At 53.3% G+C, this 14,250-nt stretch carries 23 protein-coding genes; all 23 read left to right on the forward strand.

Annotation, left to right across the window (positions count from 1 at the left end; genetic code table 11):
• The first annotated feature begins 6 nt into the window (after window positions 1-6).
• The 23 genes from rpoC to rpmD all read left to right on the forward strand — a co-directional run bounded on the left by rpoC (window position 7) and on the right by rpmD (window position 14,250).
• The gene (gene rpoC / locus RBR60_RS10290) at window positions 7-4,410 is read left to right on the forward strand and encodes a DNA-directed RNA polymerase subunit beta' (protein ID WP_320356405.1); all 4,404 of its coding nucleotides are present in this window, start codon (window positions 7-9) and stop codon (window positions 4,408-4,410) included.
• An 86-nt stretch (window positions 4,411-4,496) separates the two neighbouring features.
• Window positions 4,497-4,868, forward strand: coding sequence for a 30S ribosomal protein S12 (gene rpsL / locus RBR60_RS10295; protein WP_320356407.1), 372 nt, complete (start codon window positions 4,497-4,499; stop codon window positions 4,866-4,868).
• Between the two features lie 23 nt (window positions 4,869-4,891).
• The gene (gene rpsG / locus RBR60_RS10300) at window positions 4,892-5,362 is read left to right on the forward strand and encodes a 30S ribosomal protein S7 (RefSeq protein WP_320356409.1); all 471 of its coding nucleotides are present in this window, start codon (window positions 4,892-4,894) and stop codon (window positions 5,360-5,362) included.
• Window positions 5,363-5,555: 193 nt separating this feature from the next.
• On the forward strand, window positions 5,556-5,864 hold the full coding sequence (gene rpsJ, locus RBR60_RS10305; RefSeq protein ID WP_265423306.1) for a 30S ribosomal protein S10: 309 nt from the start codon (window positions 5,556-5,558) through the stop codon (window positions 5,862-5,864).
• 15 nt (window positions 5,865-5,879) lie between these two features.
• Window positions 5,880-6,512 (forward strand): 50S ribosomal protein L3, encoded by a 633-nt coding sequence (gene rplC / locus RBR60_RS10310; RefSeq protein ID WP_320356413.1) that lies wholly within the window; start codon window positions 5,880-5,882, stop codon window positions 6,510-6,512.
• A gap of 52 nt (window positions 6,513-6,564) precedes the next feature.
• Window positions 6,565-7,188: a 50S ribosomal protein L4 gene (gene rplD, locus RBR60_RS10315; protein WP_320356415.1), complete on the forward strand. Its 624-nt coding sequence runs from the start codon at window positions 6,565-6,567 to the stop codon at window positions 7,186-7,188.
• Window positions 7,185-7,472, forward strand: a complete 288-nt coding sequence (rplW, locus tag RBR60_RS10320) for a 50S ribosomal protein L23 (protein WP_320356417.1) — start codon at window positions 7,185-7,187, stop codon at window positions 7,470-7,472. Before rplD ends, rplW begins: the two co-directional genes overlap by 4 nt.
• Before the next feature lie 14 nt (window positions 7,473-7,486).
• Window positions 7,487-8,311, forward strand: coding sequence for a 50S ribosomal protein L2 (gene rplB / locus RBR60_RS10325; RefSeq protein WP_320356419.1), 825 nt, complete (start codon window positions 7,487-7,489; stop codon window positions 8,309-8,311).
• A 46-nt stretch (window positions 8,312-8,357) separates the two neighbouring features.
• Window positions 8,358-8,639: a 30S ribosomal protein S19 gene (rpsS, locus tag RBR60_RS10330; RefSeq protein WP_320356421.1), complete on the forward strand. Its 282-nt coding sequence runs from the start codon at window positions 8,358-8,360 to the stop codon at window positions 8,637-8,639.
• A 12-nt stretch (window positions 8,640-8,651) separates the two neighbouring features.
• Window positions 8,652-8,987: a 50S ribosomal protein L22 gene (gene rplV / locus RBR60_RS10335; protein WP_320356423.1), complete on the forward strand. Its 336-nt coding sequence runs from the start codon at window positions 8,652-8,654 to the stop codon at window positions 8,985-8,987.
• A 15-nt stretch (window positions 8,988-9,002) separates the two neighbouring features.
• The gene (rpsC, locus tag RBR60_RS10340; RefSeq protein ID WP_320356425.1) at window positions 9,003-9,659 is read left to right on the forward strand and encodes a 30S ribosomal protein S3; all 657 of its coding nucleotides are present in this window, start codon (window positions 9,003-9,005) and stop codon (window positions 9,657-9,659) included.
• Window positions 9,660-9,681: 22 nt separating this feature from the next.
• On the forward strand, window positions 9,682-10,098 hold the full coding sequence (gene rplP, locus RBR60_RS10345) for a 50S ribosomal protein L16 (RefSeq protein WP_320356427.1): 417 nt from the start codon (window positions 9,682-9,684) through the stop codon (window positions 10,096-10,098).
• Window positions 10,095-10,298: a 50S ribosomal protein L29 gene (gene rpmC, locus RBR60_RS10350; RefSeq protein ID WP_320356429.1), complete on the forward strand. Its 204-nt coding sequence runs from the start codon at window positions 10,095-10,097 to the stop codon at window positions 10,296-10,298. Before rplP ends, rpmC begins: the two co-directional genes overlap by 4 nt.
• Window positions 10,298-10,555: a 30S ribosomal protein S17 gene (rpsQ, locus tag RBR60_RS10355; protein ID WP_320356432.1), complete on the forward strand. Its 258-nt coding sequence runs from the start codon at window positions 10,298-10,300 to the stop codon at window positions 10,553-10,555. Before rpmC ends, rpsQ begins: the two co-directional genes overlap by 1 nt.
• A gap of 17 nt (window positions 10,556-10,572) precedes the next feature.
• Window positions 10,573-10,941: a 50S ribosomal protein L14 gene (rplN, locus tag RBR60_RS10360; RefSeq protein ID WP_320356434.1), complete on the forward strand. Its 369-nt coding sequence runs from the start codon at window positions 10,573-10,575 to the stop codon at window positions 10,939-10,941.
• Window positions 10,942-10,972: 31 nt separating this feature from the next.
• Entirely contained in the window at window positions 10,973-11,299 is a 327-nt protein-coding gene (gene rplX / locus RBR60_RS10365; protein WP_320356436.1) for a 50S ribosomal protein L24, read from the forward strand.
• 38 nt (window positions 11,300-11,337) lie between these two features.
• Window positions 11,338-11,877 (forward strand): 50S ribosomal protein L5, encoded by a 540-nt coding sequence (gene rplE / locus RBR60_RS10370; RefSeq protein WP_320356438.1) that lies wholly within the window; start codon window positions 11,338-11,340, stop codon window positions 11,875-11,877.
• A 37-nt stretch (window positions 11,878-11,914) separates the two neighbouring features.
• Window positions 11,915-12,100 carry a type Z 30S ribosomal protein S14 gene (locus RBR60_RS10375; RefSeq protein WP_320356440.1) on the forward strand — a complete coding sequence of 62 codons (186 nt, stop codon included), beginning with the start codon at window positions 11,915-11,917 and terminating at the stop codon, window positions 12,098-12,100.
• Window positions 12,101-12,150: 50 nt separating this feature from the next.
• Window positions 12,151-12,552, forward strand: a complete 402-nt coding sequence (rpsH, locus tag RBR60_RS10380) for a 30S ribosomal protein S8 (protein WP_320356442.1) — start codon at window positions 12,151-12,153, stop codon at window positions 12,550-12,552.
• A 16-nt stretch (window positions 12,553-12,568) separates the two neighbouring features.
• Entirely contained in the window at window positions 12,569-13,105 is a 537-nt protein-coding gene (gene rplF, locus RBR60_RS10385; protein ID WP_320356444.1) for a 50S ribosomal protein L6, read from the forward strand.
• 67 nt (window positions 13,106-13,172) lie between these two features.
• A complete protein-coding gene (rplR, locus tag RBR60_RS10390) occupies window positions 13,173-13,538 on the forward strand; it encodes a 50S ribosomal protein L18 (protein WP_320356446.1) in 366 nt (121 codons plus the stop codon).
• 17 nt (window positions 13,539-13,555) lie between these two features.
• Window positions 13,556-14,053, forward strand: coding sequence for a 30S ribosomal protein S5 (rpsE, locus tag RBR60_RS10395; protein ID WP_320356448.1), 498 nt, complete (start codon window positions 13,556-13,558; stop codon window positions 14,051-14,053).
• A 14-nt stretch (window positions 14,054-14,067) separates the two neighbouring features.
• Window positions 14,068-14,250, forward strand: a complete 183-nt coding sequence (rpmD, locus tag RBR60_RS10400) for a 50S ribosomal protein L30 (RefSeq protein WP_320356449.1) — start codon at window positions 14,068-14,070, stop codon at window positions 14,248-14,250.

Raw genomic sequence — 14,250 nt, forward strand, 5'->3', positions numbered from 1 at the left:
GGCCTCTTGGAAACTCTGTACGATTTTTTTGCCAAGCCGACGGATCCGAGAAAATACTCGGGTGTTCAGATTTCCCTCGCTTCTCCCCAAACCATCCGGGACTGGTCTTTTGGTGAAATTACCAAGCCCGAGACCATTAATTACCGGACCTTCAAACCGGAGCGGGATGGTCTGTTCTGTGCCAAGATCTTTGGCCCCACCAAGGATTATGAGTGCAATTGCGGCAAATACAAGCGCATGAAGCACAGGGGCGTGGTATGTGAAAAATGTGGTGTGGAAGTGATCCAGTCCAAGGTTCGCAGGGACCGCATGGCCCATATTGAGCTGGCCTGCCCTGTGGCTCATATCTGGTTTCTGAAGAGCCTGCCGAGCAAGATCGGGAACCTTCTCGACATTACCCTCAAGAATCTGGAAAAGGTTCTTTATTTTGATTCCTATGTGGTGATTGATCCCAAGGATACGGGACTTGCACGGCTTCAGCTCCTTTCCGATGAAAAATACTACGAAGCACAGGATCTCTACGGTTCGAATGCCTTTGAAGCAGGCATCGGCGCGGAGGCGATTCAACGTCTGCTGGAGACCCTGGATCTAGAAGCCGTCTTTCATCAGCTTCGTGAGGAGATTGCCGCAACCACCTCGGTTGCCAAACGGCAGAAGCTTTCCAAACGCCTGCGCATTGTGGATGCCTTCCGGAACTCTGGTGTCAGTCCGGTATGGATGATCCTTGAAACCGTTCCGGTGCTGCCTCCGGATCTGAGACCCCTTGTCCCCCTGGAGGGCGGGCGTTTTGCCACCTCGGATCTGAATGATCTTTACCGCAGGGTGATCAACCGTAACAACCGCTTGAAGCGGTTGATGGATCTGAAGGCTCCGGACATCATTGTGCGGAACGAAAAGCGTATGCTCCAGGAGGCGGTGGATGTGCTTTTCGATAACGGTCGCCATGGCCGGGTGGTCACGGGTACCAATAAAAGGCCCTTGAAATCCCTTTCCGATACCCTGAAGGGTAAGCAGGGGCGTTTTCGCCAGAACCTTCTGGGCAAGCGGGTGGACTACTCGGGCCGTACGGTTATCGTGGTGGGTCCCAATCTGCGACTGCACCAATGCGGTCTGCCCAAAAAAATGGCTTTAGAACTGTTCAAGCCCTTCATCTATCATCATCTGGAGCAAAAGGGCCTGGTGTCCACGGTGAAAAGCGCCAAGAAGATGGTGGAGCGGGAAACGCCGGAAGTCTGGGATACCCTGGATGAGGTGGTTAAGGAATACCCGGTGATGCTGAACCGTGCGCCGACCCTCCATCGATTGGGTATGCAGGCCTTTGAGCCCGTACTCATTGAAGGCAAAGCCATCCGGCTGCATCCTTTGGTTTGTACGGCGTTCAACGCCGACTTTGACGGCGACCAGATGGCCGTGCATCTGCCGCTTTCCGTGGAAGCCCACATCGAAGCGCGCGTGCTCATGCTGGCCAGTAACAATATCCTGAGTCCGGCCAACGGAGCCCCCATTATCATTCCCACCCAGGACATTGTTCTTGGCCTTTACTACATGACCCAGAAGATTGCAGGGGTGAAGGGCGAAGGTACGCATTTCTCCAATGTCACCGAGGTGCGTCAGGCCTATGATGCGGGCGCTGTGGCCATGCATGCGGGCATTGTGGTGCGCCTGAAGGATGGCAAGCGGGTGGAGACCACGGTGGGCAGGGTGCTGCTCTGGGAAATTATCCCGGACGCCATGGTTTCAAGCTTCAATCATATCATGGTCACCAGTCCGGAAGATCGGGATGCTGTGAGTGCAGCCCTTGCGGAAGGCGTCCGTTTTACAGAGGCGGCGCAGCGTTACTCCAAAAGCAGTGATGTACACCACAATGCCTACATCGGCTTTTTGGATCCGGATGAGTTCACAAGGCTCTTTGGCATGAGAGGAGAAAGTGTTCATGCGCTTTTTGCCATGGAACCCGGCAGTTGCAGCGATCCCATGGAGGAGGGGGGACGTTATCATTTCTTTGAAGTGGTGGAGCGTCAGATGGAAATTCCCTTTTCTGTGGTGAATAAGGTCATGGACAAAGGCAGCATCCGTGGCCTGGTGGACTACGCCTATCGGAACCTTGGCCCCAAGGGAACGGTTATTCTCGCGGATCGACTGAAGGATCTGGGCTACGGGATTTCTACCAAAGGCGGTCTCTCCATCGGTATTGATGACATGATTATCCCGGATAACAAGTGGGAGATCCTCAATGACGCTGAAGAAAAAGTCACAGAAATTAATCGGCAGTATACCGAAGGTCTGATCACCCAGGGTGAAAAATACAACAAAATCGTGGATATCTGGGCCAAGGCCACGGATGATATTGCCAATGCCATGATGGAGGGGATGAAACGGCCGAGAAGGCAGGAGAATGCGGAAAAGGGCATGGCGGACCGCATGAACGCCATTTTCATGATGGCGGATTCCGGTGCCAGAGGCTCGAAGGACCAGATGCGGCAGCTGGCGGGGATGCGTGGTCTTATGGCCAAACCTTCCGGGGAGATCATTGAAACCCCCATTACCGCGAACTTCCGGGAAGGTCTCACCGTACTCCAGTATTTCATTTCCACCCATGGTGCCCGCAAAGGTCTTGCGGATACGGCCCTGAAAACTGCCAACTCCGGTTACCTCACCCGTCGGCTTGCGGACGTGGCCCAGGACTGCGCCATCACGGAAATTGATTGCGGTTCGGTCCATGGGATCGAGGTGCAGGCTCTCACCGAAGGAGGGGAGGTCATTCAGCGTTTGGGGGAACGTGTTCTGGGGCGTGTGACCCTGGAAGATGTGCTGGATCCCTTCACAGACGAAACCATCGTCCCCGCCAACGTGGAGATTGATGAAAAGGTTCTTGAATCCATAGAAAATGCAGGCATCAATGCTATCAAAATCCGTTCCGTACTGACCTGCCGTTCTGACAGAGGCGTCTGCGCACGGTGTTATGGGCGGGATCTCGCCTATGGACTTCCCGTGGAAGTGGGCCAGGCGGTGGGTATCATTGCTGCCCAGAGTATCGGAGAGCCGGGAACCCAGCTCACCATGCGTACCTTCCACATCGGGGGTACGGCGTCCCGCCGGGTGGAGCAGGCGGACCTTAAGGCGCGTATGGAGGGGACCGTTCGTTTTGACGGCATTCATGTGGTGGCCAATGCGGAAGGTAACCGGGTGGTTATGAACCGTCGAGGCGGTGAGTTCGCCATTGTGGGTGACACGGGACGTGAGCTGGAGCGGCACCGGGTCATTTACGGTGCCACGGTGAAGGTGGAGGACGGCGAAAGGGTAAAACCCGGTGATCTGCTGGCGGCCTGGGACCCTTTCACCACGCCCATCATCACGGAAGTGGCCGGTGTGGTCAAATATGCCGACATCTATTCCGGCAAGACCATGCAGGAACAGGTGGACCCGGTAACGGGCAAGGCCAGCCGAACCATCATGGAGTCCAAGCTGGCGGATATCCGTCCCCGAATCTCCATCCGGGATGAAACGGGAAAGACCGCCGTGCTTCCCACAGGGTCCGGTATGGCGCGGTACTTTTTGCCCGTTGGTGCGGTTTTGATGGTGGAGGAGGGGGATGAGGTCCGGGCCGGGGATATCTTGGCCAAATTGCCCCGTGCCACCACCAAAACCAAGGACATCACCGGCGGTCTTCCCAGAGTAGCGGAGCTTTTTGAAGTCAGAAAACCCAAGGAAACCGCCGTTCTCAGTGAGATTGACGGGTATGTGACCATCTCCAAGGGGACCAAGGGGAAGCAGAAGGTTACCATCAAGCCCGTGGATGTGGGGGAAAAGCGGGAATACCTGATCCCGAGAGGCAAGCATCTTAACGTGTACGATGGCGACTATGTGCGCGCGGGTGAACAGCTCTGCGGCGGTTCAGTGAATCCCCAGGATATTCTGAACATCAAGGGTGAAATTGCTCTGGCGGCCTATCTGGTGGACGAGGTTCAGGAGGTATACCGTCTTCAGGGGGTACGTATCCATGACAAACACATTGAGGTGATTGTGCGTCAGATGATGCGCATGGTGAAGATCATGGAGGTGGGAGACACGGATTTTATTCTGGAAGAGAATGTGGACCGTCAGGTTTTTGAGAAGGTGAACCGGGATGTGGCGGCCAAGGGCGGGCAACCGGCCCAGGGTGAGCCCCTGATTCTGGGGATCACCAAGGCGTCACTCTCCACGGAAAGTTTCATTTCCGCAGCTTCCTTCCAGGAAACTACCAAGGTACTCACCGAAGCAGCCATTCGGGCGAAGTCGGATGGGTTGCGGGGATTGAAGGAAAACGTCATTATGGGACGCCTGATTCCTGCAGGTACGGGGATTGATGCCTACAGGAATCTGGAGATTTCCATGGTGGAAGACATCGTGGCCACCATGGAAGAAGAATAGAAGGTTGACAAGTTTGATATGTCTGTATAAAAATAAACATTTTGTCGTAATGGTGTTTGGTCCATTGGAAAGGAGAGAAGAAAAATATGCCAACCATTAACCAGCTCGTTCGGAAGGGACGCCAGCGTATGGTCGCAAAGGTCAGTACGCCGGCGCTGAAGGGCGGGCCGCAGAAGCGGGGGGTTTGTACCCGCGTCTACACCACAACACCGAAGAAGCCGAACTCGGCGCTTCGAAAAGTGGCGAGGGTCCGGTTGACCACAGGAGTCGAGGTGACAGCTTATATTCCGGGTGTGGGTCACAATCTTCAGGAACACTCCGTTGTGCTTGTGGCAGGCGGCCGTGTAAAAGACCTTCCGGGTGTGCGCTATTCCATCGTTCGTGGGGCACTGGACACCCTGGGTGTTGCGGATCGGAAGAAGAGCCGGTCCCTGTACGGTGCAAAGAAACCCAAGTAACGAAAAAAGAGAGAGTATAGGGAATGCCCAGAAGAAGAGAAGTTCCGGAGCGGAAAATCATTCCGGACGCAAAGTATGGCAGCGTCCTCATGAATCAGTTCATCAACAAGCTGATGCGGGATGGTAAGAAAAGCACGGCTGAGTCCATCCTGTATGATGCGTTTGACATTGTGGCCGAAAAAACCGGAGAGGCCCCTCTTGAGATCTTTGAAAAGGCTCTTGAGAATGTCAAACCCATGCTGGAAGTTAAATCCCGTCGCGTCGGGGGAGCTTCCTATCAGGTGCCGACGGATATCCGGCCGAAGCGACGTACGGCTCTGGCCATCCGCTGGCTGATTACCTATTCCCGCGCGCGGAGTGAAAAGTCCATGGCAGCACGCCTTGCGGCTGAATTCCTTGATGCGGCGAACAAACGCGGGGCTGCGGTGAAAAAGCGTGAAGATACGCACCGCATGGCCGAAGCGAACAAGGCCTTTGCCCATTACCGGTGGTAGCCGGACTCTTGAGCGGAAAAGCCGGGATCTCCTGAGGGGATGACATGACAGACCGGCGCGAAGGATAAGAGATCGATCCGCGGGCAGCGGCCGAGAAGAGACCCAGATCTGTATACGGGAAATGAGTGTATGGGGTTCTCGCAATAAAGGCCGGCATCAGGCAAACAGAGAAACCAATGGAAAATTAGATACTATGATGAACGCAAAAATCAGAATCAGGCTGCGGGCCTACGACCACAAGCTGCTGGATCAGTCTGCGCTGGATATCGTGGACACCGCCAAGAAGACCGGCGCCAAGATCGTCGGCCCGATTCCGCTTCCGACGAGCATAAATAAGTTCTGTGTTCTCCGGTCTCCCCATGTCAACAAGAAGTCCAGGGAGCAGTTCGAAGTCCGGACGCACAAGCGCATGCTTGACATTCTGGAGCCGACACAGCAGACGGTCGATGCTTTGATGAAGTTGGACCTGTCTCCCGGCGTGGACGTGGAGATCAAACTGTAAGAGGAAGCTTGGATCATGTGCAAAGGACTGATCGCAAAAAAGCTGGGGATGACCCGAGTGTTCAACCCGGATGGGAACCTCGTTCCCGTTACCGTCGTCCAGGCCGGTCCCTGTGTGGTTACCCAGATCAAGACAGTGGAAACGGACGGGTATAATGCGCTGCAGGTCGCTTTTGGGGCCAAAAAAGAGCAGCGTGTCAACAAGCCCATGAAAGGGCACTTTGCCAAGGCGGGAGAGCAGTGTTTTTCCGTTGTGAAGGAGTTTTCCGTAGAGGATCCTTCACAGTTTGCCCTTGGCCAGGAGATTACCGTAGATCTGTTTAAGGTCGGCGACCTTGTGGATGTGGTAGGTACTTCCAAAGGCAAGGGTTTTGCCGGCACCATCAAACGTCATCGTTTCAGCCGTGGCCCTGCTGGGCATGGTTCCCACAATGTCCGCGAACCAGGTTCCATCGGATGTTCGGCATGGCCTTCCCGGGTAACCAAAGGGAAGCGGATGCCGGGACATATGGGCGTGGATCAGAAAACGGTTAAAAACCTTCAGATAGTCGATATCCGCCCCGAGGAAAATCTCCTCCTGATCAAGGGCGCAGTCCCCGGTCATAAAGCGGGAATCCTCGAGATCAAGAAGCGGAAATTTCAAAAATAGCTTCCATCCGGCGCGTCGGGACTGCGGCGTTTGGATATGATGAGGAAACAGCATGGCTGTCGTTGATGTTCGAAATATAAAAGGCGAGAAGGTTTCGGAAATGGAACTTTCGGATGACGTCTTTAATGTGGAAGTGAAGTCCGCGGTGCTGCATGATGTAGTGAAGATGCAGCTTGCCAAGAGGCGGGCAGGGACTGCGTGTGTCAAGAACCGGTCCGATGTCAAGGGATCTACCCGGAAGCTGTTCAGGCAGAAGGGGACCGGCCGTGCGCGGCGTGGGGATATCAAGTCTCCGCTTCTTCGTGGCGGTGGGGTTGTTTTTGGTCCCCATCCCAGATCCTATGCATATGACCTTCCCAAGAAGGTACGGCAACTGGCGTTGAAGATGGCCTTGAGCAGCAAGCTGAAGAATAACACTCTCACGATTCTGGATGACATCACGCTGGACGGAATCAAAACGAAGAATTTCGTTGCCGTGATGGAAGCTCTGGAAGCCCGTAAGGCGCTTATCGTGATCAGTGAGGAAAATCGGAATCTTGTGCTGTCCGCCCGGAATGTTCCCGGTGTGAAGGTGCTTAAGGCCGAAGGACTCAATGTCTACGATATTCTTCGCTATGATGATCTCTTGCTTGTACCGTCTTCGGTGCGGAGTATCGAAGGGAGGTTTGCATCATGAATTTCCATGACATTCTCATTCGTCCCCTGAACACGGAAAAATCCAACATCCTTCTCGAAGATGCCGGCAAGGTCAGCTTCGAGGTGGCTCCCAAGGCAAACCGTATTGAAATTAAAAAAGCCATCGAGACGGTTTTTAACGTAAAGGTTCTGTCCGTGAACACCCTGAATGTGAAGGGTAAGGTCAAGCAACGGGGCAGAATCGTAGGCAAACGGAAAGATTGGAAAAAAGCGATTGCCACGTTAATGCCTGGGGAGAAAATCGAATTTTTTGACGGCGTATAAGCAGAGGGCATCCAATGGCAATTAAGAAAGTAAAGCCTACATCGGCGGGTCGCAGAGGCCAGGAATACTCTGCGTTTGACGAGATTACAAAAACCACGCCTGAAAAAAGTCTGCTGTGTACCCTCAAGAAGACAGGCGGCCGGAACGTCCATGGACGGGTAACCTGCCGACATAAGGGGGGGGGGCACAGACGGCATTATCGTATTGTGGACTTCAAGCGGGACAAGGAGAATATTCCGGCCAAGGTTGCGGCCATTGAGTATGACCCTAATCGTTCCGCGCGTATTGCACTGTTGAATTATGCGGATGGGGAAAAGCGCTACATCCTGGCGCCCCTGCATCTGAAAGTGGGGGATACGGTGCAGGCCGGTGAGACTGCGGATATCCGTCCGGGGAATACCCTGCCTCTGGCCAATATCCCCTTGGGTACCCAGATCCATAATATTGAGCTGAAGATCGGAAAAGGCGGCCAGATTGTCCGCTCTGCCGGAACCTCTGCTCAGCTTATGGCCAAAGAAGATGGGTACGCCCTGGTCAAGCTGCCTTCGGGTGAAGTACGCATGGTTCTGCTCCGATGCAAGGCTACCATTGGTGAGCTTGGCAACAAGGAGCATGCCAACCTTGCTTTGGGTAAGGCAGGCCGGACCCGTTGGCTGGGGGTAAGACCCAGTGTGCGTGGTGTCGCCATGAACCCTGTGGACCATCCCATGGGTGGTGGTGAAGGTCGCTCTTCCGGTGGACGTCATCCCTGTACTCCCTGGGGTAAGCCCACCAAAGGCTACAGAACCCGGAAAAACAAGGCCACCGACAAGTACATTGTACGACGGCGCTCCAAATAACCGTCCAACACCGGAATAAAAGCCGGTGCATAGGGAGATTTTTTTCATGCCTCGGTCGCTGAAAAAAGGTCCATTTGTGGACCAGAGTCTTTTTAAGAAAGTCGTGATTGCGCAGGAAGCGAGAAGTAATAAGGTGATCAAGACCTGGTCGCGGCGTTCCACCATCCTGCCGGAAATGGTCGGCTTGACTATGGCTGTCCACAACGGCAAGAAGTTCATTCCGGTTTTTATTTCGGAGAATATGGTGGGCCATAAACTGGGTGAATTTTCACCCACGCGGACCTACTATGGTCATGCTGCAGATAAGAAATCCAAACTGAAGAAGTAAAGGATGGCGGAGATGGAGGTTAAAGCAGTTACCCGATATGCGCGCATCTCTCCCCAGAAAGTACGCATGATCATCGATGCCGTAAAAGGGAAGCCGGTGGATGCGGGGATGAATGTGCTGCGCTTTATGCCGCAGAAGGCTGCCGGAATTTTGGGAAAAACGCTGAAGTCTGCCGTAGCGAATGCGGACCAGCAGGAAATCGACGTTGACTCCCTTTATGTGAAAAATGTCTATGTAGACCAGGGACCATCCCTTAAAAGATTCCGTCCCCGTGCCCGTGGAAGAGGTTCCCGGATTCTGAAACGGACCAGCCACATCACGGTCATTGTCGCCGAAAAGACGGCCTAGGAAGGAGGAAGCAGGTTGGGTCAGAAAGTAAATCCGACTGGACTGCGATTGGGAGTTATCAGAACCTGGGAATCCCGCTGGTATGCCAAGAAAAACTATGCGGACTTCATTTATGAAGATTTTAAGATTCGTCAGTTTCTGAAAAAACGCCTGGGACATGCGGGCGTATCGAAAATTGAGATTGAGCGCTCCAATAAGCGCGTACGCCTGCGCATTTTTACAGCCCGTCCCGGGATTGTCATCGGGAAAAAAGGGGCTGAAATTGCTCAGCTGAAAAAAGACCTGGGTAAGGTTGTGTCCCAGGAAGTGATGATTGATATTCAGGAAGTGCGCAAGCCCGAGCTGGATGCACAGTTGGTGGCAGAAAGTGTGGCACAGCAGCTGGAACGCCGCGTTGCTTTCCGTCGCGCCATGAAAAGAGGCGTTTCTTCGGCCATGCGCTTCGGTGCAGAAGGTGTGAAGATTATCTGTGCCGGTCGTCTGGGCGGTGCGGAGATGGCCCGTACCGAATGGTACAAAGAAGGCCGGATTCCCCTGCACACGCTCCGGGCGGACATTGATTACGGTTTCGCCGAAGCCAGCACCACCTATGGACAGATTGGTGTGAAGGTTTTCATCTTCAAAGGCGAAGTGCTGAACAAGGACAAAGTTCAGGCGGCTGCCGCCCGGTAGGTCGCTTCAGGAGTTTTGAGACATGCTGAGTCCCAAGAGATTCAAGTTCCGGAAACAGCAGCGCGGCAGAATGAAGGGTACGGCCCAGCGGGGGGCGACCCTGACCTTTGGTGAGTTTGGTTTGCAGGCTCTGGAATGCGGATACATCAACTCCCGCCAGATTGAATCCGCACGTATCGCCATGACCCGTCACGTACGCCGTGGTGGGAAAATGTGGATTCGTATTTTTCCGGATAAGCCCATCACCAAAAAACCCGCTGAAGTGCGTATGGGTAAAGGTAAGGGACCCCACGACAGCTGGGTCGCTGTGATCAAGCCCGGACGGATTCTTTATGAAATGGAAGGGGTATCCCGGGAGAAGGCCATGGAGGCCTTGCGCCTGGCTTCTTACAAACTTCCGGTAAAAACCCGGTTCGTAGAAAGAGGCGATTGGCAATGAAAGTAAGTGAATTGAGATCGCTTGGCATGAAAGAGCTTGAAGCCAAAGTGAAGGATTTCAAGCAGGAACATTTGAACCTGCGTTTCCGACATGCAACGGCGCAGCTCGATAACACGGCTTCCCTGAAAAATGTAAAAAAGGGAATCGCGCGTGTCATGACAGTGATCCAGGAACGGAAATCCAAGGGGCAGGATCAGTAATGAACGAACGCGGAATGAAAAGGCAGCAGCTTGGAACCGTGGTATCGGACAAAATGGATAAAACCGTTGTTGTTCTGGTGGAGCGTGTAATCAAGCATAAGCTGTATAAAAAGTATGTGAAGATGCACAAGAAATATAAGGCCCATGACGAGGAAAACGCCTGCAAGATCGGGGACCGTGTGCTGATCACGGAAAGCCGGCCCCTGAGCAAGACCAAGCACTGGCGTGTCAGCAAAATTGTTGAAAAAACGGCTTGATATAAGGAAAGATCGCCATGATTCAGGCTGAAAGCAGACTTACGGTGGCAGACAATTCCGGGGCCAAGGAAGTTTATTGCATCAAGGTTCTCGGAGGGTCCAAACGACGCTATGCCGGCGTCGGTGACGTAATTGTGGTGTCTGTCAAGGAAGCGATCCCCAATTCCAAGGTGAAAAAAGGGGATGTCCAGAAGGCAGTGATTGTGAGAACCTCCAAGGAAATTGCGCGTCCGGATGGTTCTAAAATCCGCTTTGACGACAATTCCGCTGTCTTGATCAACAACAACAGAGAACCCATCGGCACCCGTATCTTCGGACCTGTTGCGCGTGAGCTGCGCGCAAAGCGTTTTATGAAGATTGTCTCCCTGGCGCCCGAGGTCCTCTAACCGGCAGGCCGCAAGGAGAAGCGAGTTCGTGATGACGGTAAAAACAAATATTAAAAAAGACGACAAGGTCAAGGTTATTGCCGGTAAAGATGATGGTAAGATCGGCAAGGTCCTCAAGGTGATCCGCAAGGAAAACCGGGTGATCGTTGAGAACATCAATAAGGTGAAACGCCATGTAAAACCGGACATGAAAAACCGGCAGGGCGGGATCATCGAAAAGGAAGCGCCGATTCACCTGTCCAATGTCATGCTGATGTGCAACCACTGCATGAAGCCTTCCCGTGTCCGGATGCAGGAACTGGAAAATGGTAAGAAGGTTCGTGTATGCAGAAAGTGCAATGAAAACATTGATGCATGAGACGGGGCGGATGATTCAGGATCGTGCCGGAGGATGGAATGGCGTACTTAAGGGATAAATATCAGCAAGAGGTTGTGCCTCAACTGAAGGAAGCTTTCCAGTACAAGAACCCCATGCAGGTTCCTCGTATTGAGAAGGTTGTATTGAATATGGGGCTGGGTGAAGCGATCAATAACAGCAAGATTCTGGACTCTGCCGCTGTGGAGCTGGGGCGTATTGCTGGTCAGAAACCTGTGATCACCCGGGCAAAAAAGTCCATTGCCGCTTTCAAGCTCCGCGCAGGCGTGCCCATCGGCTGCACCGTGACCCTCCGCCAGGATCGGATGTATGACTTCCTGGCCCGGTTGCTCAATGTGGCCCTGCCCCGCGTGCGGGACTTCAAAGGCGTTTCAGGTAAAGCCTTTGACGGCAACGGCAATTATACCCTTGGCATCCGGGAACAGATCATTTTCCCTGAGATCGATTATGATAAGATCGACAAGGTCAAGGGGCTGAATGTGTGCATTGTGACGTCCGCCAAGAGCGATGCGGAAGCCAAGGAACTGCTCCGGCTCATGGGGATGCCCTTCCGGAACTGATCAAGAGCTTTCCGGCGGGTCAAATTAGGAGGAAAAAGTGGCCAAAAAATCTTTGATGGCGAAGGCAAAACGTAAGCCCAAGTTCCAGGTGCGTGCATATAACCGCTGCCCTGTTTGTGGTCGCCCCAGAGCCTTTTTACGAAAGTTCGGTTTGTGCCGTATCTGTTTTCGGAAGATGGCATCCGAAGGTTTGTTGCCCGGGGTAACCAAATCGAGCTGGTAGAAAACAGCTGGTAATGGAACGGAATCAAGGGACGATAACGGAGAATACAAATGGCAGCAATCATAGATCCCATCGCGGATATGCTGACCCGCATCCGAAATGGCGGGAAGGCGAAGTTCGCCAGTGTGGACATGCCCAGTTCCAAAATCAAGCTGGAGCTCGCAAGGGTTCTGAAGGAACAGGGTTATATCAAGAATTATAAAAGTGTAGATGATGGCAAGCAGGGCGTTCTTCGGGTGTATCTGAAATACACAGATGGCCAGAAGCATGTGATTTACGGCATTGACCGCGTGAGCAAGCCCAGTTGTCGGACTTATGCCAAGGCCGGTGAGATCAAGCCCGTTCTCAATGGACTTGGTATAGCGATTCTTTCCACCTCAAGGGGAATTCTCACCGACAAGCAGGCCAGAACCGAGAATGTGGGCGGCGAAGTGCTCTGCAACGTCTGGTAGGAACCGAGGAGAGATCATGTCACGTATTGGAAAGAAACCGATCCAGCTTCCGGCCAAGGCCAAGGTAAGTTACGCAAACCGTGTACTCACCGTTGAAGGCAGCCTGGGTAAATTACAGCGTGAAATTCATCCTGACGTAGATCTGGAGATCCAGGACCAGGTCATCCACGTCAAAGCCCTGTCAGACGAACGCAAGGGGATTGCCTTTCAGGGCATGACCCGTGCTCTGGTGGCCAACATGGTCACGGGCGTGAGTCAGGGGTTCAAGAAAGTCCTTCAGATCAATGGCATTGGTTATCGTGCCGAACTTAAGGACAATGTTCTTTCCCTCCATGTGGGCTATTCCAATCCTGTGGGGTATCCTGTACCGGAAGGTATTTCCCTTTCCGTGGAAAAGAACAATGATATTACGGTATCCGGTATTGATAAGCAGAAGGTCGGACAGGTAGCTGCGGAAATCCGGGCTGTGCGTCCGCCGGAACCTTATAAAGGCAAGGGCATCAAGTATGCGGATGAGCATATCATGCGCAAGGCTGGCAAGTCCGCCAAGTAAAAGACGGATCGGGCCCAGGCCCAAGGGGCCATAGTGGGACGTTTCGAAACCAAAGAGGATTTAGGGAATGAGCAGCAATTCCAGAAAAACGACGCGGTTGAAAAGAAAAATCCGCATTCGTAAAAAGGTTCAGGGAACCGCCGATCGTCCGAGATTGTGTGTATTCAGGAGCTCCAGGCATATCTACGCCCAGGTCATTGATGATAGAGAAGGGCGTACCCTGTTTGCTGCTTCCAGCGTGGAAAAGGATCTTTTCGGATCTGAAGAGGCGGGAGCAAAGCAGGATCAGGCCAAGGTAATTGGGAAAAAGGTCGCGGAGCGTGCCATGGCCGGTGGTGTCACCAAGGTGGTATTTGACCGCAATGGTTTTATTTATCATGGCCGGGTAAAAGCGGTGGCCGATGGCGCCAGAGAAGCGGGCCTGGAATTTTAAGGTAAGGAGGCTGTGCCTTGTTTAAAAAAGACACGGGTGAAAAACAGTATATCGACAAGGTTGTTTATATCAACCGCGTCGCCAAGGTGGTCAAGGGCGGCCGTCGGTTCAGTTTCAGCGCCATTGTGGTTGTCGGTGATGGTGAAGGTAAGGTTGGCTGGGGGTTGGGAAAGGCTGGTGAAGTTCCCGAAGCCATCCGCAAAGGTGTGGAACAGGCCAAGAAAAATATGGTGAAAGTTCCCCTTACCTCCGAAGGTACCTTGCCCTTTGAGGTGCTGGGCAGATTCGGCGCAGGTCGTGTACTGCTCAAGCCTGCATCCAAGGGTACGGGGCTCATTGCCGGTGGTGCCGTGCGCGCCGTGCTTGAAGCTGTGGGCGTAAAGGACATTTTGACCAAGTGCCTTGGCTCCAACAACCCCCACAATATGGTGAAAGCCACCATTGAGGGGCTCAGCAGACTGGAAAATCCGGCTCAGGTCGCCAGACGGCGAGGGCTGCGGATTGAAGATCTGTAAGGGGGAATGTCGCAATGGGAACCAAGCTTAGTGTTCAGTTGGTAAAAAGTATGGTCGGAAAACCGGAAAAGCAGCGTAAGGTGCTGCGAGCCATGGGACTGACCAAGATGCATAAAACGGTGACCTTTGAGTCCAATCCGGCAACGCTGGGGATGATCAATAAGGTTTCCCATATGGTGAAGGTGGAGGAGGTGTAG

This window comes from Desulfobotulus sp. (assembly GCF_034006065.1).
In the GTDB taxonomy this organism is placed as follows: domain Bacteria; phylum Desulfobacterota; class Desulfobacteria; order Desulfobacterales; family ASO4-4; genus Desulfobotulus.